This window comes from Calothrix sp. CBUCES-K 9914 (genome assembly GCF_059640475.1).
The window spans coordinates 12,536-32,104 of sequence record NZ_JBXXZH010000091.1 but is presented as its reverse complement, the minus strand read 5'-3'; the positions used below and the strand labels follow the sequence as shown (position 1 = coordinate 32,104).

Here is a 19,569-nt window from a genome sequence, read left to right as displayed (position 1 = left end):
CTATTCGCTTATAGTAATGCGCTTCTGATTTTTCCTTAGCTGCATAAATTGAAGGAGCAACCGAAGCAACAATAGTTGTTGGAATAAAATACCAAACTTCAGAAATTCTTACAGCAGCAGAGTAAATGCCAACCTCGGCTTCATTTATCATTTGACCTAACATAAGTTGGTCAATTTTCATAAAAATCATGATAGCAAACCCTGAAAACATTAGCGGTAAACTCTCTTTCAAAAGAGTCTTGGCTGTAGAGAGATTCAATTTCCATAACCAGATAGAAGACGCTTTTGTTTGGTATACAATTGCCAAACCTATTGCGCTCATCGCTAATTCTGCCACTGTTATCCAAGCAAAAGCTATAAGCGGCGCCTTGTATAAAATGAGTGCGATTTTAATTAGAGTACTTATTACATATGCAGCATTTTTAGCAACTACAGTGTACTTTGATTTTACTTGCGCTTGAAACCATAGTTCAACAGTATCGCTAGCCCTAAAAATTCCACTTAATGCTAAAATCGTCACTAACCATATTTTTGATGCGTCAGTTTTACCTGAGAACAGCATAAAACCAACTGCTAATAACACTGATGCAACCCCTCCTAGGAACTTTAACCAAAAAGTAGTTCCTAAAATTTCTTCCTTTCTTGATGATTCATGTACAAGGTAACGAACTACTACATCATCTAAACCAAGGGTGAAAACAGGAGTAAATAAAGTTACAAAAGCTAGAGCATAGTTAAAAAGACCATACTGTTCAACTCCTAGATAGCGTGCAACCCATACTCCTACAACTAAACTTGTACCCATACGCAGAATGCGGTCGCCAAATAACCAACCAGTATTGGCAATTGCTGCACGTAGTTTAGGATGAGATTTAAATCGCGATAGATTTTGGATTTTCATAGGCGCGCGCATTTACCTTTTTTAGCTGTATATAGCTGTATTTAGCTATATAACGTTATTATTTGACAAAAAATTTTGGTCTCTATATTGAACTAGTCAATCTTGCTTTGATTTTGCCACTTGTTAGCATTTTGAGAAAATAACTGGATAATTGAAAAATGCCTTTAATTTTCCAGTAAAGACTTTGCTCGAACAAGAAGATTATTTTTAGATACAACCTGAAATCCTTATATTCCGGACATGGGATAGTTTGTAATTCATGTAAACACGTATAAGTAAACAGCAAAGGCAACTCAATCTTATTTTTTTCACGAATATAATTGAATAAAGAATTACACTTCCAATATCTTTTATATTCATAATTTTTATCGATGTCAAGAATTTTACTCTTGCTGTTGTGATAATTATTACTTTGGTGGATACGATATTGCACCAAAGATTTAGATAGATAAAATTTTTTCGCTCCAACTAAAGATGCACCCCATACTAAACAATCATCAGCGCGAACACGCCAATCTTCTGTATAGGGTATCGGCAATACTTTGGAAAGTATATTTCTACGCATCGAGAGTGTTGAAGTGATAGACCCAATCCATTCACGAGTGCATAAGGTTTTAAGCACTGAATAGCCTAAATCTAAGTCAATCTCGTAAGCTCTAAATATTCCTGACGAGGCGCCAAATTTTTCATACGCACAAAACATAAAGTCACATTCAATATGTCTCCTGTAAAAAATTAAAGTTTCTTCAAGATACTTCTGACTATATACATCATCGGCATCTAGAAAAAATATAATGTCCCCAGTTGCAGCAGTAAAAGCATCATTAAAAGATGACAATTGCCCCTGATTTTTTGATTTAAAAATGCATTTAACGTTTGGTTCTTGAGAAAATTTAGTAATGATTTCAGCAGAATTATCAGTAGAGGCATCATCAACGATAATAATTTCGTCAAATTTTACCGTTTGATTAATAGCACTATAAATTGCCTCTTCTAAATATCTCCCATAGTTATAATTGCTAATTAAGCAAGACGTTCTCATGACATATCCTTTGTGTTTAGAATTTTTTTAGCTTTGGCGCCATTCACCGCGTTTAATAATCCGGTTGTCTTAATACTCTTCCTTATTTGGACGTGGTGTCGATAGCTTTTCAGTAATTCTTGTCAAACTACCAGATGTTGAAGCTTGTTCAAGCTGTCGCGCTTTAGTGTAGTAAAAATAGCTGTCGGGTTCTTTTTTTACGTTCACACCGTTAATAACTATACCCAGCACTTTTTGACCTGACTGAGTTAAAAACTCTTTGGTAGCATTCGCACTGTCCAAATCAACCACACCCGGACGAACCACTAATAACATCCCGTCAGCAAGTTTACTCAGAACTGCCGCATCCGCCGTTCCTGATATTGCCGGAGTATCAAAAATTACGCAGTCATACTTATCGTCAAAACTACTGACCAATGATGCCATACGCTGCGAATCTAGAAGTGCCATTGGGTTTGGAGGTAAAACTCCGCAGGAAAGTACATCTAAATTGGGCATTACTTCTTGTGCTGCTGAACTTAAAGCAACCTGGTCTACTATCACGTTTGTTAGTCCTGCAACATTCGTTAAGCCCCAAACATGATGTTGTATTGGTTGACGCATATCTGCATCTACTAACAATACGCGGCGCCCAACTAGTGCCATTGCAACAGCCAAATTGGCAGCAACTTCAGATTTACCTTCTTTGGCTACAGCACTTGTGACTACAATACTTTTGAGCGGTTTGTCAGAGCAAAGAAACTTTAAGTTTGCTTGTAGTATTTGGTATGCATCACCCAGAGGATATTGAGGTAAATCTCTACCAATGATTTTTGGAATACTGCGGTCTATTCCACCAGTAGAAAAATAACTTTTGTTGTTCCTGTTTATACTCGGAATCACACCCAGAAGAGTGTATTTCATCACTTCTTTAGCTTCTTTGACTGTTTTGACAGAACGGTCTATCAAGTCTAAACCAAAGGCAGCAATTGTACCTAGCAAGACACCAACGGCGCCTGCACCAATCACAAATAGAGTGCGCTTCGGACCTTCTGGCTTACTGGGTACTAAAGCATAAGAGATAACGCGCGCATTGGCAATTTTTTGATTTTCAGCAACGCGAATTTCCTGATCTTTTGTTAAAAGCGTTTCATAAGTCGTTTGAGCAGCTTTCAAATTTCGCTCTAAATCTCTCTGCATCTTCTCAAGTTTTGGCAAAGACTTGACTTGCTCTTTGTAAACCTTCCAATGTTGAGTGAGAGTCGCAATTTGCCTTTTTAAACCAACACGTTGCGCTTCATTACGGGTAATATCTGCAACTAGACTTTGCCTCAATTGCCCAATCTGTATATTTCCCTGAGCTACCTGCTGTCCACCAGATACTTCTCGTGTTAGCAGTTGAAGTTGCTTCCTAAGAGCAGCGACTTTTTCCTCTTGGTTGACAACGCTAGGATGTACGGATTCAAAACGAGTTTTCTCAAGTGCTAATTGATTCTCAGCATCTTGAAGTTGTGCCAGTGTTTTTTGAACACCCGGTACTTGACTCAAATCAGAACCAATTACAGCTTGTGACGAATTAACTTGAGCTTGAGTGCGTAACTCTTGTAAACGACCTTCAACATCAACCAATTGAGCTTCAGCTTGCCCGATTTGATTTTCCAGCTTGGAAATTGTATCTACAGCATTATTCGCTTCTTGCTGAAGTACGATAACTTTATTCCTTTCCTTGAATACTTGTAGACTAACTTCAGCCTCTCTAACTTTTTCTTTAGATATAGGTAGTTGCTTCGCAATAAACGTCTTAGCGCTTGTTGCTTCCTCCCGATTTGCGTCTACATTCACCTGAATGTAGTTGTCAATGATTGCATTAACAACTTTCGCCGCAATTTTTGGGTCACCGTCCTTATAGGAAATTTGGATAACATCGCTACCTTTAAGACCCTCCACCTTGAGTTTGGCTGCAAAGTTTGGAATCGCTTGCGATTTATCCAAAGCGTCATCAAGTTTTAGCGAACGAATAGTTCTATCGATTACTTTGTTCGATGCAACAACTTTCACCTGAGTTTCCAATGGGTTTTCGTTCTGACCCAAAGGCTCCAATCTTCCCAAGTCCTGCGTTAACCCCGTTAGAGAGGAAGTGCGATTAGATTTAATCATCAAACTACCTTCTGCCTTATAGAAGGGTTTTAGCGATAACGCATACAAAGAACCACAACCAACAGAGATTGCAAGTATTCCCGCTAAAGGCAGCCAACGTCGTTGCAAAACCTGCAAGTATTTTTGAAAATCTACCTCTTCAAAGGTTGGTAAAGATTCCATATCCACTCACAATACAAAAATTTATACATAGTAATCTTTGACACAGCACTTAACTAACATATGCAATCACATAGATGAGTACACGGTGTTTACGACGTGTTTTTTGTCTTCACGACGATGAACCTAATAAGTGCTAATACTTATAACACTTACTGCGTGCCTCAATTTGCAACTTTACTTAGATTAAACATAATTAACATTTTTTATTTTGTAAGTAATTAATAACAACTTTGCATAATCTTTACAAAGCTATCAGTGCAATTACTTGCCAGTTTAGTCATATTTAAGCTAACCAGAACTAATATTAATAATTTTAAGAAAAGCTCAAAACCCTTATATAATCAATACTTCCGCCTTTTAAGTTCTATAAGTATATATACTATGCCTATTAGTTACACTGTTAATTGCTAGCTCTTGATTCATAAAGTTTGTAGAAATCATTTAAGTACAGTGTTTGTATAACTTTACTGAAGCTACCTAAGTATAAATGTAATATCATGTCCGGTCAATTGCCGTTGCGGTAGAAACGTTACATGTAACGTCTCTACTTCCAAAAATTAAATTAGCCTGCAATTGTGAAATAGCGCCAATTTCGAGCCAAGGTGTTTAGGTTTCCCTAAATATTTCTCTGACAGTAAATTACCACACAGCGTGCCGTAAGTAAATAACTTGATATCATACTTTTGGCAGAAATTGACCTTACCACTCAGCACTATTACAAGCGCCAGTTATTTTCGGCCTGTTGTAATACGTAAGTTGCTACGTCTTGAATTTCTTGCACTGTCAGACGGTCTTTATATGCTGACATATTGTTTTTACCATTCGTTACTATACCAGTAATTGCCTCAATTGAATCCATTCCGTTTCTTTTTAAGGCTTTTATGTGTAAGTTTTTACCGCGTCGTACTATATTTCCACCATTGATATGGCAACCTGCACAATTTGCCTCAAATATCTTCGCGGCGCCGTTATTATCTACAGCATAAGCAGGTTGGGTGATAGCAACTATTAAATATATCAATATGGATAAGATAACTAATCGTTTTTTCAAGTGATTCTCCTTGATTAAAAATATACAAGATTTGGTAGGGTGCGTAACGCTTCCAACAATTTAACAACGAAGCTAATAATCTTGTGGTGTTACGCACCATTTGCAGATTATAGTGCTTGGTGCGTGACGCTACAAGTTCTTAAAAATGTACAAGATTTTGTTAAGCGTCACGCACCCTACGATGGATGTTATCACTAGATTATTGATTATCTATCTAAGGGAAGTAACAATTTTTAGATTATTGCTTCACCATAAAGATAAGATTACATGTAAATTAATGAGTGTGCGGTTAGTAGAACCGTATTTGAATATGGCTAATAATATCAAAGAACAAATTAAAGCTGACCTAGATTTGGTTAAAGAAACTGGTCAACAACGAGTTGAACGAGTTAGAGAAATTGTGAAAACTGCTGTTTCAGGGGTTGTTGGAGAGCTTAAGGAAGGTTCAAAAGATTTACGTACAATAGTACGTGAGGCAGTTTCTGCTGTGGTAGAAAACGTTCAAGAACGTGGCACCGAAGTTAAAGAAGAAGTTACAGCATCTATCGAAGGTGCTATAGAAGCTGTAAATGCTAAACGGCACGAAGCTATTATCAAAACACAGGCTCAAGTTCAGCAATTACAAGCTCAAGTTGACGAAGAAGAAGAAAAAATTCAGCAAGAAGTAGATGGAATTTTGGCAGAAATAAAGGATACAAGTACAGAAAAGTCTTCACAAGTTAGAACTTCGATTGAGTCTGCTGTTAACACGATTCAAAATAGTGAAGAAGCTGCGTTGCTAAGAAAACGCTACGCGCAGTTACAAGCACAACTTGCAATTGTCCGAGCTAATTTAGCCGCGCGCTATGGTGGACGTAGTGAAGAAGTAAATAGCTATGTTGAAGATGCGAAGAAGTGGTACAACAACGCGCGTCCACAAGCGGAGTCAATGATTGGACAAGTTAAAGAAAAACATGGTAACCTCGATGACAAACTTGGTGAAGCAGGAAGCGCTATTGCACGTAGCGAACGTCAAATTAAACTAGTCTTAAAAGAATTGCTTGCAGCAGCAACCAGTTTATTTAAAGACAAAGATAGTGTAGAAAGCACTAAAGAACCTACAATTCACAAGTAAAGTTAATTAATTTTAATTAAGTTGAAATAATCCCGGTTTACCAAAAGTTACCGGGTTTTTGGTATACTTATTTACCACAAATTAACTAGCAACGGGCAAGGATGCCCGTTCCACAAGATAGTTTTTCACAAGATGGTTAATCTAATAATCTAATTATTGCAATTTCCGGAAATGAATAGTATAAAAAAAAATAGTATAAAAAAGTGCAAGCTTAACTTGCACCTTTTCTTTGAAAACCACTCTTAATCCTTACTTACCTAGATCAACAAGTTTTATATGGTTCCTGTACGGTCTAGACTTTCTTCATACTTGGATATTGCCCATAAAGCATGAATACTACCGGGAAGCCAACCTAAAAGTGTCAAAAGAACGTTGATAATTAAAGTTTGACTAACTCCATATGTAAGAAATATACCTAAAGGAGGTATTGCAATACCGAGAATGTAACGAAGTGCTTTCATAGTGCTGTTAGTTGTTTCTAATTTACTTACTTTCGCTCTGGAACTATCGCTTTTTTCAATGCTTACTTATCTAGCAATTAGCTCGATGGTAATTGAGCTTTTGCTTTGTCATTACCACTATTAAGAGTGAGATTTTTCTCAACAAAGTAGTTATTGATAAATGTGTTTGCAAGGGACAAGATAACTGGTCCTAAGATAAAAGCTGCAATTCCGTGTACGCCAAACCCAGGAACTAATACTGCTGCTAACCAAAAACAAAATCCGTTAACGATTAATGAAAAACCGCCAAAAGTGGCAAAGTTTAAGGGTAGAGATAATGCTGATAATACTGGTTTTAATGAACCATTGAGAAGACCAATTACAGCACCTGCTATCAATGCAGCAGGGAAGTTAGCAAGAACAACGCCTGGAAACACGATATCTACAATTAAAAGGCTTAATGTGGTAGCCAAGACCGTTAAAAAGGTGGGTAACATCACTTTCACCTACAACAAAATTTGCTTGTTATGTTCTAAATACTATAGTTATTTATCTTCCCGTTTTTTACCTCTTTAACAAGGATGATAATGGTTATATCGTGAGATAGAGATTGGCAACGGATTAGTGGATGTAACGGATAGTTTACTTATCTATCCGTTGCATCTGTTGTATCCGTTGCCAGTTACCTTCCTACTAACTTATCGCGTAAGCTTCTAATCTTATCCCGAAATTTAGCAGCTTCTTCAAACTCTAAGCTCTTCGCTGCATCCTTCATTTGTGCTTCTAATTTGGTAATCAAATCAGGAATACTTTCCAACGGTATTTCGTCAATGTGTTCCTCAACTGTTTGTAATTCCTGGGAATTTAGGCGCCTCGATACTTCTAAGAAGGATAAAATCGCATTACTCGATTTTTTCTTAGCTATTGGTTGAGGTGTAATACCATGTATTTTGTTATAGGCCATTTGAATACCGCGACGACGTTCGGTTTCTTCAATGGTTTTCAACATGCTGTCTGTAAGGTTATCAGCGTACATTATCGCTTGACCACGTATATGACGCGCGGCTCGACCAACTGTCTGAATTAAAGAACGCTCCGCGCGTAAGAACCCTTCTTTGTCAGCATCTAAAATTGCTACTAGTGAAACTTCTGGTAAATCTAAACCTTCCCGTAATAAGTTTACACCCACCAACACATCAAACTTACCATCACGCAAATCTTGGATAATTTCGATACGTTCAATCGAATTAATCTCCGAATGTAAGTATCTAACTCTAATACTATTGTCTTGTAAGTACTCCGTTAAATCCTCTGCCATTCGTTTAGTTAAAGTCGTAACTAATACCCGTTCGTTAAGGTCAGTACGGTCTTTAATTTCGCCTAACAAGTCATCAATTTGACCATCTGTGGGACGGATAACAATTACTGGGTCAAGAACTCCAGTGGGACGAATAATTTGTTCAGCAACATTATCTTCAGAAATTCCTAACTCCCATTCCCCAGGAGTCGCTGAGACAAAAATACACTGGTTGACTTTTTCCCAAAATTCCTCTGCTTTTAAAGGACGGTTGTCAGCAGCACTCGGTAGACGAAATCCATGTTCTATTAGTACTTTTTTACGAGCTTGGTCGCCGTTATACATTCCGCGAATTTGAGGTACTGTAACATGCGACTCGTCAATTACTAGCAACCAATCTTTGGGAAAATAATCAATTAAACATTCGGGTGGTTCTCCAGCAACACGTCCTGCTAAGTGACGGGAGTAATTTTCCACACCGTTACAATACCCAACTTCTCGCAGCATCTCCAGATCGTAACGAGTACGCTGGTCAATACGTTGCGCTTCCAATAATTTACTCTGTTCTTCTAGTTCTAATTTACGCGCCTTGAGTTCTGCTGCAATATCATCAATGGCTACTTCTAAGCGGTCTTCGGGTGTGACGAAGTGACGTGCTGGATACAAGTTCACAGCTTGTAAGCTTTGTAATATTTCCCCTGTCACTGGGTCTACATAGCGAATTGCATCTACTTCATCCCCAAAAAACTCAATCCTGATAATCCTGTCTTCGTATGCAGGCCCAATTTCAAGAACATCACCGCGAACTCGAAACTTTCCTCGACCCATCTCAATATCGTTACGGCTATATTGAACGGACACAAGGTCTTTCAAAATTTCACGCTGGTCTACTTCCATCCCGACATGGAAGGGAATTGCTGCTTTGAGATACTCATTGGGAATACCCAAACCATAAATACAGCTAATCGAAGCAACGACGATAACATCGTTTCGTTCAAATAACGAACGAGTCGCCGAATGGCGTAACATATCTATCTCATCGTTTATCGAAGCTGTCTTCTCTATAAAAGTATCGGTGACAGGAATATAAGCCTCTGGCTGATAATAATCGTAATAACTAACAAAATATTCAACGGCGTTATTTGGAAAGAATTCGCGTAATTCGTTACACAACTGCGCTGCTAGCGTTTTGTTGTGCGCGAGAACTAACGTTGGTTTCCCTACCTTCTCAATTACTGACGCTATCGAAAATGTCTTACCAGTTCCCGTGGCGCCGAGTAATGTTTGATAAGTATTACCAGCATTGACTGACTTGACCAACTGCTCAATCGCTCGCGGTTGATCACCAGTTGGTTGAAAGGGTGCTTGAAGGTTAAACTCTTTCATACAAATGTACTAAAGTAATGCGGATACCCTACGTCATAGTAATAGTAACGAATATAGCCGGAGCTACGTTGCCCCAAAAACCCAATACTTGCTTGCGGATTTCCCCCTTACCTAATTTTCGTAATTAAAATTTACCAATCGTTACCATTAATATTTACTTATATGTATATTATGAAGATAATTATACCTATGTAGGCTTTTTTGAAGTTAAACTCTGTTATAGGAAAGTTTTTAACAATCCGCGCGCATTGTAAAATTAAATTAAGAAACGGGGTATAGACATGACCATAAGCAGCACTGGCAGACCAACCAGTCCTCGGCAAAGGCGTGCCAAACTCAAAGGAGAAACAATAACGGAGGTTGAAAGCCAAGGTCAAGCTGCAAAAACAGCTGAAGTTCAAACAACGCAAAACAAAGTCGAAAATGAAATTGAGTTAACAGAGGATAAGCCAGTGCCAGCAGAATCATCAGAATCATCAAACGGAAAAGAAAAATCCAGCAAACTAGAGCTTCGCAAAGAGAAACCCGCTACCCTTGCGGTTTCCGGTCAGCGTCCTATTGCTGCGAGTGATTTAGAAATTGCTGAAACAATGACAGTTTCAGGTGTTCGTCCAATTGGGGTTAGCCATCTACACGTTGTGGATACCATGAATATTATGGGTGTGCGTCCAATTGGTGCGAACACAATTGATGTAGTAGACAGTATCAACCTTTCTGGTATTCGTCCTATTGCTTCGAGTGCGTTAGTAGTTTCAGATTCCTATTCAGTAATGGGTAATCGTCCTGTCGCTTCAAATACTACGGATGAATCCGAAGTACTGATGGGCTTTTTAGATTAGCGCTTTATCTTAAATTTTTTAGCTCCATTGTAGCATAGGCGTCTCGCCTGTGCTAGTTTTACTTGTGCTTCCGGTCAGGCAAGATGCCTAACCTACGGAAGGAACGTTATATGGTAAATTATCTTACTTTTTAAACCCAGTTCACTACAACTGGGTTTTTTAGCATTTAATTACATAAAACGTCTCTGTCTTTCAGTAGAGGCAAATATTAAGCCAAACGAGAGAAGGCAATACGGAAACTACTAAGTTATCTTTTATGGATGAATGGAAATTGTTTAATGATTTAAGTAGTATCCAAACAATTAATCGTAAAGTATGAGTAGCTATATAGAGTGGCTCTACCTTTTACAAAAAATCTCTACATCAAAGTCTTAACAAAACAATTAACAAAGTTTTTAGTGTTTACTGTGGTTGAATATTAGGGTGAGCTTTACTGCTCACCTTTTTTCGTATCAATCCAAAACCTAAAATTGCCTTGTCATTAATTCTGGGAAGTTCTCTCTTCCTTTGTGTCCTTTGTGCCTTTGTGGTTCTTTTTTTCTACACACCAAATTTTATTAAGTAGGTGGGTGGAAATAAACTACACTTAGGATTTTCCGGTTAAGAGCGCTAAGAGCTTACTGAGAAAGGATTATAGCAGCTTTACATTTCGTTACATAGCGGTAAATTTTCCCGCCCACCTACTTACATGAACTACTAGTAATTTTAAATCAACCATCCGTTACATCCGTTTATCATCCGTTGCCAATGACCACACCCCAGAAATAATCCTCGAACGGCGCCTCATCTAAACTGATATGATATTGCTTACCCCAAGAATACACATCTAGGCTAATACGTCCGTTTTGGTCATCAAACCAGTCGCCTCCTTTAATCGAAATATTGCCCAAAATACTAACCCAGTGTGTAGGAAGAGGCAAAAATGGAGTTTTACCGCGTAATAATCCATCAGCTGTAATTAGAGCAAATGCCACTCCACCCGCTGCAACAGCTTTGGATGCTTCTTGTAGTGCGTCAAACTCTCCATATAAATATGTATGACGGTAATTACAAGTGCGATAACCTAATATTTCCCGCGTCCAACCTTTTATTTCCCAAGATTTTGTCATCCCGGCTAAATTCCGAATAATGTCCGGCGCCTCTGCTTCGATATTAAATATCGAGTTTTCAGACTCTCGCAGCGTCGCTAAAACCATCCAATCTGACTGACTCATCCGCAGGCGCCCAGTACTACGGCGTAAAGTTTGAGATGCTTCTATCTTAGCCGTAGTCAAATTACAACCGCCTGTTTCAAATAAACTACGGCACAGTTGAACATAGCGCAAAGGTTGCTTGCGAACTAATTCAAATACAATAGCCGCAGGACCACAAAAAGGCTGGGCACCTTGATTAATTTGATATGGGTCGTTAAGACGCAACCGCATCTCGGCAACTAGCTGTTTTTTATCAACACTTGCCCATACACCCGGAGTTGTCGAATTTTCAAATTCTGTTAAGGCGCCAAGAACTGTAGGATTTAATAACGCAGAACTAATAGAAGTCATGTAATTTATGTAGGTAAAAAATAAAAGTTTTGGAAACTTGGTTTCCTAATACTAACTTCTACCTACTGAAATCAATTAATTACAGAATTTTTCGACACATCGGACAAAAATTTCCACACCCATCGCCAAAGCGGTTTCGTCAAAGTCGAATCGCGGGTGGTGGTGGGGATACGCTAGACCTTTATCGGGATTTGCCGAACCCAGGAAGAAGTAGCAACCAGGAACTTCCTGCAAGAAAAATGACATATCTTCGGCGCCCATTGTTTGACACTCAGGAACTATACCAAGCGGTGTTTCCACAACTTCTTCGGCAACAGAACGGACAAGTTCTGCTATAGCCATATCATTAATTACTGCTGGATACAACGGCCAATAGTCTAAGTTAAATTTAGCACCCTGAGCTTCACATACACCACTGATAATTTGCTCGACACGATTCTTAAAAAAGCCTGCTAATGATGGATTAAAGTATCTAACAGTCCCACTCATTTCTGCTGTATCAGCTATTACATTACGTTTTGTGCCTGCATGAAGCTTACCAACCGTAACAACAGCAGAGTCAATAGGATTAACGTTACGTGCGACAATAGTTTGGAGTGCGTTAATAACTTGGGCTGCAACAACTACCGAATCGACGGTTTGATGTGGCATTGCACCATGTCCACCTTTCCCAGAAATAGTACAATCAAAAGATTCAACGGCTGCCATTAAGGCGCCTGGACGAACTCCTACAGTTCCCAGTGCCAAGTTATTCCACAAATGTAAACCAATAATCGCATCAACATCAGGATTTTTTAGTACTCCTGCTTCAATCATTGGTTTGGCGCCACCTGGTCCTTCTTCAGCAGGTTGAAAAATTATTTTAACAGTACCTGCAAAATCATGACGGTGCTGGTGTAAGTAATATGCCGTACCAAGTGCAATTGCAGTGTGTCCATCATGTCCACAAGCGTGCATCAAACCGTCGTGCTGCGAACGATAACTTACCTCGTTAAGCTCTTGAACGGGTAATGCGTCCATATCCGCACGAATCGCCAAAACACGAGAGTGCTGAGTGCTGAGTGATGAGTGCTGAGTAGAGATGTGATTAATCACGTCTCTACAAGTTGATTTGGTGCCTTTAATAATGGCGACTATACCTGTTTGGGCAATACCTGTTTGGTGTTCGATACCCCATTCTTGCAATTTAGTAGCAATAAACTCAGCAGTGAGTTTTTCTTGAAAACCTAATTCTGGCTTTTGATGAAGTCGGCGCCGCCATTCGATGATTTGCGGATGGAGATTACGAATAGGCAGTCGAATGCGAGATAAATCGACTGATGTAAGGCTTGGAAAAGCAGAAATCATATTAAGTCTCTAATTTAATGGTAGAAATGCACTTCTATTTTTATTATGTTAAATTACATCCGCAAAATTTGTTCTAAATCCAAATTAGATGCTTCTTGGGCTAATTTTTCCAAGTCACCAAGGTTATCAAAGTACGGCAAACAACCTAAAACAGGAATATTGGTAAGTGACCGTATCAAATCAACAGGCGCCAAGTCATCGATTTGAGCTTCACTATGCGGTTGAGAACAGTTAAGAATAATTCCGAGTAAGTTAATGCGTGTAAGTTTTGCGAGGGCTACATTCGCTACAGCTTGAGAAATTGCACCCAATTTTACGGGTACTACTAATAGCGTAGGTAAACGCCACTGAGCTGCTATATCGGCTACTGTTAACTCATTCGTGACTGGGGAACCTAGTCCTCCTAATGCTTCGACTAATACAAAATCTCGCGAACGCTTCAATTTTGTAAGAGTTTGCCAGACAATTGCCAAATCGATATTTCTATTTTCTTTTGCAGCTGCAATCGGTGGCGCCAGTGGAGCTTGAAAATATAACGGCGTAATTTCCTCTGGTAATTGCTGCAATGAAAACAGCTTTTGATAAGTTTCGCGGTCGCCTTCCCCTGATTGTATTGGTTTGAGTATGGCAAAGCTGCGCGGAGCGCGATATTTTTGCCAGTAAGCTGCAAGCGCAGTTGTTAAAACTGTTTTGCCTGCTTCGGTATCTGTACCTGTAATTAGTAGTGAATTCAACGCTAAATATTATATTTGAGGGTTCTTAGTTATCTATTATCGCCTATGCGGCCTCTCAAAAATTCCTTCTCTCTGGAGTTGGAGTCGCATTTTCACGCGGAATACTGCTATCCTGATTTTTTGAATTCGGATTTGTTGGATTAGGATTTGTTGAATTCCCAAAATTGCCACTTGGTGCTTTTTGATCAAAAGTTTCTCCTGCTCCTCGTGTTGGTTTAATAATTGGTGTTGATGTAGGGAAAGCTTCTGAAGTGACGGTTGGGGAAGGAATTGGGATTGATATTGTCGGTCTCGGCGTTGATGTAGGTGTAGGTGTAGGTGTAAGTGCTGGTTCTACTGGAGATTGTGTTGGTGTGGGAATTACAGGCTTTTCCAATCCAACTGTCAAGTCATACTCGCTTTCTGCAATTCCAGGCACCGGTGTTAGCTGAATAGTATATTTACCTGTAAATGGAAGAGTGCCTTGATACGATGCGGCATTTGGGTCTATACCATCAACTGCTTCCCGATTTGGGGCCAACACTGTTAACAATATTTGACCTTGTTGAGCGGCAGATGCTCTTAAAAGCTGTCCCTCTTCACCCTGAAATGTGTATTGAATTGTTTCGTTAGCGCGAAGTTTACCTTTATCAGTAGCAATATTAGACGCATTGAATCTTAACCGCTTGCTAAATACAGCAGGTACGCCAACTGTTTGCGTGGGTATTGGAGTATTGGTGCCTTCGGTAATTACGGGAGAAGGAAAAGTTTGTGGTGATGTTTCGATAGGCACCGTCGGTTTATTAGATTGGCTACGGATTGAACTAACTAATGCCCATGAGCCAAATCCTGCCAACACAACAACAGCAGCACCAATAGCTCCAACTGCTAAAGGATTATCTAATACAGAATTATTACTTGGTGGAATAACTGAGTCGGGTCGGTTAGACGGACGCTGTTGATTTGGTTGCCCACTTGGTTGACTGCTAGGTTCCTGTATTGGGTCTGGGCGCCGACCAACAGCAATTGTTTGAACATTAGATACGTTTGTATTGGATTGATTTGGTAAACCTGGTTGTGCAGACCCGTTGATCGACTCTAATGCTTGCTCAACATCCCGTGCGGTTTGGAAGCGTTCGCCAGGAATGTAATTGAGCATTCGGTTTAAAACCTGTGAGAAACGAGGATTGACTTTAGCGTAGCGCTGCCAATTCCATAACGTCAGGTTTTCATCATATAATTCTGATGGCTCTTTACCAGTTAATAAAACAATTACAGTTACAGCTAAAGCATACAAATCGCTGTTAGGGTATGCTCTACCTGTTTGCATTTGTTCACCAGGTGCATAACCCAACTTTCCAACTGACGTAGCTTGCATAGTGCCAGCAGGTGATTGTAATTTGGTCGCCAGTTCCTTAACTACGCCAAAATCTATCAGTACTGGCTTACTATCAGCTTGTCGTTGGATAATATTCTCTGGAGAAATATCGCGATGAATAATTCCACGACCGTGTAAATATTCCAGTACAGGTAGTAAAGAACGTATAATATCAAGCACTTCATTTTCAGTAAAAGTACTTCCTGCACCTTTACGTTCCTCTAATAAATCACGATAAGTCTTTCCTGCAACGTAATCTTGTACTAAAAACAACCGCTGGTCTTGCTCGAATCGTTCGCGGAATTGCGGTATTTGAGGATGCTTAATTTGATACAAAATTTCGGCTTCGCGCTGAAAAAGTTCTTTTGCTTTCTCCCAGGCATCCATAGTTCCTGTAGCGTTAGGAATTAGCTCTTTAATCGCACAAAACTCATTAAAGCGTCGCTGGTCTTCTGCAAGATAGGTTCTACCAAACCCACCCTGACCAAGAATATTAATTATACGATAGCGATTTTGTAGGATAGTGCCAACTGGAATGGGTGGTTGCATGTTAATAGTGATAAGTTTAATTTAGTTGCTTTAGTGGGGCTGGTATAAGCTAGTGCAATTAGACAAACACAGAAGATAGTAAGTGCCTTGAGCAATATATTCTCTGGTTAGTTCATAAATCACATTGTTCGCTCGCGTAAGTACAAAACGGCTGTATAGTCCCAGTATTAACAATTTTTACATTTATCCAATAGTACTTCAGCATTTAATTAGCAGTTTCCGTGCTTATTGATAGATATTTTGTTGATTTTAAACTTAATATCAAGTCTGCTGTACTCTCAAAATTGCTGCTTGATACAAAATGTGTCACATCCAAGACTAAGCGTCATAAATTATACGAGGTGTTACACCTGTGTCAAAAATTTGCTACAAATAGCATAAAATACTCTACTACCCATTATCAGCCCTCTCTGAGGCGCCTGCCATTACCAAAGTGAAAATTCGACACAAAATTAATTCATGAGCCATTTTTTCTCAGTTATAACTGAGGAGGGTAGAGTCGTTAGTCACGGCTCTACCAAGAGTAAAATTGCGTTGAGTTTCGTGATCTCAACCAAAAAAATCCCAAAAATCGGTCTCATCTCAAGACTTGATGTCTGTTAAGCTGTCAAAAAGGTTGTTTCAACGAAAACAACTGAAAAACTTAATAGTTTAGTTTTATGGAGTCATAGTGAAAGTTTTCATCGATACTTCAGACAACTGACGATTAATTTTTCAGGGACTTCCGTGTAGAAAAAGCCAAATCTCTGATGATAAGATTGCCATGAATGCACATCGAGGAACTGCTGTGCTTAGTTCTGCAACTTTAAAAGTGCAGCCAGCGCCAACGGGACTAACGGAAAGTAATCGCCTGCGGCTGTTCTCTGGCTCTGCCAATTTACAACTTTCCCAAGAAGTTGCCCGCTATCTGGGGATGGATTTGGGACCAATGATTCGCAAACGATTTGCGGACGGAGAACTGTATGTCCAGATACAGGAATCAATTCGGGGCTGTGATGTTTACCTCATCCAGCCGTGTTGTAATCCTGTCAACGACAACTTGATGGAACTCCTGATCATGATTGACGCTTGTCGTCGTGCTTCCGCTCGGCAAGTCACGGCGGTAATTCCGTACTACGGCTACGCACGTGCTGACCGCAAAACGGCAGGACGTGAATCAATCACAGCCAAATTGATTGCGAACCTGATTACTGAGGCAGGCGCCAATCGGGTTTTGGCTATGGACTTGCACTCCGCTCAGATTCAAGGTTACTTCGACATTCCTCTCGACCATGTATACGGCTCGCCAGTTCTCTTAGATTACTTAGCAAGCAAAAAACTTGAGGATTTAGTCGTAGTTTCCCCTGATACAGGTGGTGTGGCAAGAGCGCGCGCGTTTGCGAAAAAGCTCGATGATGCACCATTAGCAATCATCGATAAGCGTCGGCAAGCGCACAACGTCGCAGAAGTGTTAAATGTAATCGGTGATGTCAAAGGCAAAACCGCCGTACTAGTCGATGACATGATTGATACAGGTGGTACCATCACCGAAGGCGCCAAGTTATTACGCGAAGAAGGTGCTAGACAGGTTTATGCTTGTGCAACCCATGCGGTGTTCTCACCACCAGCAATCGAGCGTTTATCAAGCGGATTATTTGAAGAAGTAATTGTCACCAATACAATTCCGGTGTTGGGTGGCGATACTTCTATGGAATCGCTCCGTAAACGCTTCCCACAACTCGTAGTCCTGTCAGTTGCGAATCTACTAGGAGAAACGATTTGGCGTATACACGAGGATAGCTCTGTAAGTAGTATGTTCCGATAACACCCTTTTTGTATGTGAGCTAGCTTACAAAAAAGGGAAAAATGAAGACAGATAGGGAAAAAGGACAAGGAAAAACTTCCTGTGTGCGTTTGACGACATCAGAATGAGTCAATAACCTTGTTCTTGCTTCCTTTTCTTTATTATCAAGGTAAACTTGTTTAGAATATATTTATAATTTACTTCACTTTTCTTTACTTTTCTTTAAAACCCTTACTCTGGGTTACTTAGGTGCCAGAGACGTAAACACCATTGATAAACCTCATCAATTTCTTCATTTTGAGTGGCGCCAAAAATGCTACCTAAGCGGTAGCCAAGGTTTGTCCACGTCATTTTTTGCAGTGTGTCAAGAGAATATATTTCACCCGAGGCGCCATGATGCCAACCAGCAAAAAATCTAGCACGACGATAATGTTCAAGTCCGTGTTGATCACCAAATTGGAACGTAATAGCTGTCATATCCACGCATGAAAAACTAAGCATCCCTAGAATATTGATGTTCAAACCATATTCCAAGTCGAAATTATACAAAGCATCACTTCTTGTAGCACAGGCATCCTTGCCTGTGCATTCAAGACATTAGAGTTAACTGGCAACGGATACAACGGATGTAACGCATGTCATAAGTATATAGGACTTACGCAACTGGCACATAAAAATCGTAGGGTGTGTGACGCAACAAAAAAACTTCAACGTAGCTATAAGACCTGTAGCGTCACGCACCGACTCTCAATTGTGACAATATCGTAAGTCCTGGTATAGTTGATGTAATAGATATAATAAATGAGTTGCGCTAAAAACACGTCAAAACTGTCATTAGTCGCGAAGCAAAGAATCTTCATAATTGCTAATAATCTTTACCAGCAAAATTAAATTCAATAAAGTTATAATATCAAGCATAAATTCATATAAATTAATTGATAAAATGCCAGAATTTGAGTTATGGTTAGAATTTGAACATTGGATAGTCAACGAACAAAACGACCTTGGAAATGACTTTTTCAATATGCAGGTTATTCTGCCCAACGGAAAAAATTATGCTCTCAACGTATGGACATTTAAGCATTTAGAGCAAGCGCGTTTGGAAGCAAAAGACATGAATGAATCTTTAGGAGGCAAATATTTATTATCTCCTGACTTATTCGTTGAGCGTTTAGACCGTAAGCTTTTAGAAGAAATATTTGCAGAATTAATCAAAGATGGATGTATGAAAGATGAATGGCTTATGAAAAATTCAAAATAAGATTACGAGCATAATATGAAATATGCTTATCTACCTCTATTTTTGCTTTGCTTGGTATTAAATCCTTCTGAACCTGTTCCCCAAAATGGGTATTCACCTTTAATTGCTAGATAACCTGAAGGAATACCCCAAACAAGAAAACCTGCAATTGCCCGTAATAAATTAGAAGTGTGAAAACTGTCAACTACATAAGCCACATATCCAAAGAAAATTACTGCACCAATAATTCGTAAAGTAAACGGGTGACTTTTGGGAAAAAAACACGCTATCGCGATGACTAGACATAATATTGCCATTCCATAGAATACAGCAGGTTTAGCTGGTAAACCACTTGTATCAAGTGCTGTTAGAAAAAAACCAAAACCACAAAGCAATGCTACTACACCAATAGCAATACGTGCGCCCATACTGATCACAAAAACTCCCAAAGGTAAACTTTCAGTAAAGCTCATTAAAACGTGATACCTTACCTTACTTAGATTACCCATGAGTCAAAGTTATCTAACACCTACAAACAATTAGGTTTTACTCTGCTACTGTTAGTTTTAAATTCGTATGCGTGTTAGTGTCACTGTCTTCTTGTTTACATCCAACCTTATTGGGGCGTTTGAGCAACAATCATTAAC

At 39.3% G+C, this 19,569-nt stretch carries 17 protein-coding genes and 1 pseudogene; 4 read left to right on the top strand and 14 right to left on the bottom strand.

Annotated elements, in window-relative coordinates; all coding sequences use genetic code 11:
- From AC2JBO_RS20630 to petJ, 5 genes and pseudogenes are all read right to left on the bottom strand, one after another.
- Window positions 1-901: flippase (locus AC2JBO_RS20630; protein WP_496955526.1), on the bottom strand; the 901-nt coding region annotated here is incomplete at its 3' end.
- 82 nt (window positions 902-983) lie between these two features.
- Window positions 984-1,943 (bottom strand): glycosyltransferase family 2 protein, encoded by a 960-nt coding sequence (locus tag AC2JBO_RS20625; RefSeq protein WP_496955525.1) that lies wholly within the window; start codon window positions 1,941-1,943, stop codon window positions 984-986.
- A 69-nt stretch (window positions 1,944-2,012) separates the two neighbouring features.
- Window positions 2,013-4,241 carry a GumC family protein gene (locus AC2JBO_RS20620; protein WP_496955524.1) on the bottom strand — a complete coding sequence of 743 codons (2,229 nt, stop codon included), beginning with the start codon at window positions 4,239-4,241 and terminating at the stop codon, window positions 2,013-2,015.
- A 587-nt stretch (window positions 4,242-4,828) separates the two neighbouring features.
- A pseudogene (locus AC2JBO_RS20615) lies at window positions 4,829-4,939 on the bottom strand (aldo/keto reductase); the annotation flags it as partial.
- 17 nt (window positions 4,940-4,956) lie between these two features.
- Entirely contained in the window at window positions 4,957-5,292 is a 336-nt protein-coding gene (petJ, locus tag AC2JBO_RS20610) for a cytochrome c6 PetJ (RefSeq protein ID WP_496955523.1), read from the bottom strand.
- 310 nt (window positions 5,293-5,602) lie between these two features.
- Between petJ and AC2JBO_RS20605 the strand changes: the two genes are divergently transcribed.
- Window positions 5,603-6,406, top strand: a complete 804-nt coding sequence (locus AC2JBO_RS20605) for a histidine kinase (RefSeq protein WP_496955522.1) — start codon at window positions 5,603-5,605, stop codon at window positions 6,404-6,406.
- Window positions 6,407-6,678: 272 nt separating this feature from the next.
- Here AC2JBO_RS20605 and AC2JBO_RS20600 read toward each other — a convergent pair whose 3' ends face one another.
- The 3 genes from AC2JBO_RS20600 to uvrB all read right to left on the bottom strand — a co-directional run bounded on the left by AC2JBO_RS20600 (window position 6,679) and on the right by uvrB (window position 9,529).
- Window positions 6,679-6,867, bottom strand: coding sequence for a YqaE/Pmp3 family membrane protein (locus AC2JBO_RS20600; protein ID WP_496955521.1), 189 nt, complete (start codon window positions 6,865-6,867; stop codon window positions 6,679-6,681).
- Between the two features lie 77 nt (window positions 6,868-6,944).
- Window positions 6,945-7,343, bottom strand: coding sequence for a phage holin family protein (locus tag AC2JBO_RS20595; RefSeq protein WP_496955520.1), 399 nt, complete (start codon window positions 7,341-7,343; stop codon window positions 6,945-6,947).
- A 185-nt stretch (window positions 7,344-7,528) separates the two neighbouring features.
- Window positions 7,529-9,529: an excinuclease ABC subunit UvrB gene (gene uvrB / locus AC2JBO_RS20590; RefSeq protein ID WP_496955519.1), complete on the bottom strand. Its 2,001-nt coding sequence runs from the start codon at window positions 9,527-9,529 to the stop codon at window positions 7,529-7,531.
- Between the two features lie 281 nt (window positions 9,530-9,810).
- Here uvrB and AC2JBO_RS20585 point away from each other — a divergent pair, with 281 nt between their 5' ends.
- Complete coding sequence (locus AC2JBO_RS20585) at window positions 9,811-10,368, top strand: hypothetical protein (RefSeq protein ID WP_496955518.1); 558 nt, start codon at window positions 9,811-9,813, stop codon at window positions 10,366-10,368.
- Between the two features lie 734 nt (window positions 10,369-11,102).
- Here the strand turns inward: AC2JBO_RS20585 and AC2JBO_RS20580 are convergent.
- From AC2JBO_RS20580 to AC2JBO_RS20565, 4 genes are all read right to left on the bottom strand, one after another.
- Entirely contained in the window at window positions 11,103-11,912 is an 810-nt protein-coding gene (locus AC2JBO_RS20580) for a hypothetical protein (protein ID WP_496955517.1), read from the bottom strand.
- 75 nt (window positions 11,913-11,987) lie between these two features.
- Window positions 11,988-13,259: a M20 family metallopeptidase gene (locus AC2JBO_RS20575; protein WP_496955516.1), complete on the bottom strand. Its 1,272-nt coding sequence runs from the start codon at window positions 13,257-13,259 to the stop codon at window positions 11,988-11,990.
- Window positions 13,260-13,312: 53 nt separating this feature from the next.
- Window positions 13,313-13,993, bottom strand: coding sequence for a dethiobiotin synthase (bioD, locus tag AC2JBO_RS20570; RefSeq protein ID WP_496955515.1), 681 nt, complete (start codon window positions 13,991-13,993; stop codon window positions 13,313-13,315).
- 55 nt (window positions 13,994-14,048) lie between these two features.
- The gene (locus AC2JBO_RS20565) at window positions 14,049-15,899 is read right to left on the bottom strand and encodes a protein kinase domain-containing protein (RefSeq protein WP_496955514.1); all 1,851 of its coding nucleotides are present in this window, start codon (window positions 15,897-15,899) and stop codon (window positions 14,049-14,051) included.
- Window positions 15,900-16,662: 763 nt separating this feature from the next.
- Between AC2JBO_RS20565 and AC2JBO_RS20560 the strand changes: the two genes are divergently transcribed.
- Window positions 16,663-17,703, top strand: a complete 1,041-nt coding sequence (locus AC2JBO_RS20560) for a ribose-phosphate pyrophosphokinase (RefSeq protein WP_496955513.1) — start codon at window positions 16,663-16,665, stop codon at window positions 17,701-17,703.
- A gap of 210 nt (window positions 17,704-17,913) precedes the next feature.
- On the opposite strand, the gene AC2JBO_RS20555 is transcribed toward AC2JBO_RS20560, so the two are convergent.
- Window positions 17,914-18,159, bottom strand: coding sequence for a hypothetical protein (locus tag AC2JBO_RS20555; RefSeq protein ID WP_496955512.1), 246 nt, complete (start codon window positions 18,157-18,159; stop codon window positions 17,914-17,916).
- Window positions 18,160-18,625: 466 nt separating this feature from the next.
- On the opposite strand from AC2JBO_RS20555, the gene AC2JBO_RS20550 reads away from it, so the two are divergent.
- Complete coding sequence (locus AC2JBO_RS20550; RefSeq protein ID WP_496955511.1) at window positions 18,626-18,943, top strand: hypothetical protein; 318 nt, start codon at window positions 18,626-18,628, stop codon at window positions 18,941-18,943.
- A gap of 26 nt (window positions 18,944-18,969) precedes the next feature.
- On the opposite strand, the gene AC2JBO_RS20545 is transcribed toward AC2JBO_RS20550, so the two are convergent.
- The gene (locus tag AC2JBO_RS20545) at window positions 18,970-19,395 is read right to left on the bottom strand and encodes a hypothetical protein (protein ID WP_496955510.1); all 426 of its coding nucleotides are present in this window, start codon (window positions 19,393-19,395) and stop codon (window positions 18,970-18,972) included.
- Window positions 19,396-19,569: the final 174 nt, after the last annotated feature.

Excerpts from the sequence above, each read along its gene's own strand:
- AC2JBO_RS20625 (WP_496955525.1), bottom strand. The coding sequence starts at position 1,943 with ATGAGAACGTCTTGCTTAATTAGCAATTATAACTATGGGAGATATTTA.
- AC2JBO_RS20620 (WP_496955524.1), bottom strand. The coding sequence starts at position 4,241 with ATGGAATCTTTACCAACCTTTGAAGAGGTAGATTTTCAAAAATACTTG.
- AC2JBO_RS20605 (WP_496955522.1), top strand. The coding sequence starts at position 5,603 with ATGGCTAATAATATCAAAGAACAAATTAAAGCTGACCTAGATTTGGTT.
- AC2JBO_RS20600 (WP_496955521.1), bottom strand. The coding sequence starts at position 6,867 with ATGAAAGCACTTCGTTACATTCTCGGTATTGCAATACCTCCTTTAGGT.
- AC2JBO_RS20595 (WP_496955520.1), bottom strand. The coding sequence starts at position 7,343 with ATGTTACCCACCTTTTTAACGGTCTTGGCTACCACATTAAGCCTTTTA.
- uvrB (WP_496955519.1), bottom strand. The coding sequence starts at position 9,529 with ATGAAAGAGTTTAACCTTCAAGCACCCTTTCAACCAACTGGTGATCAA.
- AC2JBO_RS20585 (WP_496955518.1), top strand. The coding sequence starts at position 9,811 with ATGACCATAAGCAGCACTGGCAGACCAACCAGTCCTCGGCAAAGGCGT.
- AC2JBO_RS20580 (WP_496955517.1), bottom strand. The coding sequence starts at position 11,912 with ATGACTTCTATTAGTTCTGCGTTATTAAATCCTACAGTTCTTGGCGCC.
- AC2JBO_RS20575 (WP_496955516.1), bottom strand. The coding sequence starts at position 13,259 with ATGATTTCTGCTTTTCCAAGCCTTACATCAGTCGATTTATCTCGCATT.
- AC2JBO_RS20565 (WP_496955514.1), bottom strand. The coding sequence starts at position 15,899 with ATGCAACCACCCATTCCAGTTGGCACTATCCTACAAAATCGCTATCGT.
- AC2JBO_RS20560 (WP_496955513.1), top strand. The coding sequence starts at position 16,663 with ATGAATGCACATCGAGGAACTGCTGTGCTTAGTTCTGCAACTTTAAAA.
- AC2JBO_RS20555 (WP_496955512.1), bottom strand. The coding sequence starts at position 18,159 with ATGACAGCTATTACGTTCCAATTTGGTGATCAACACGGACTTGAACAT.
- AC2JBO_RS20550 (WP_496955511.1), top strand. The coding sequence starts at position 18,626 with ATGCCAGAATTTGAGTTATGGTTAGAATTTGAACATTGGATAGTCAAC.
- AC2JBO_RS20545 (WP_496955510.1), bottom strand. The coding sequence starts at position 19,395 with ATGAGCTTTACTGAAAGTTTACCTTTGGGAGTTTTTGTGATCAGTATG.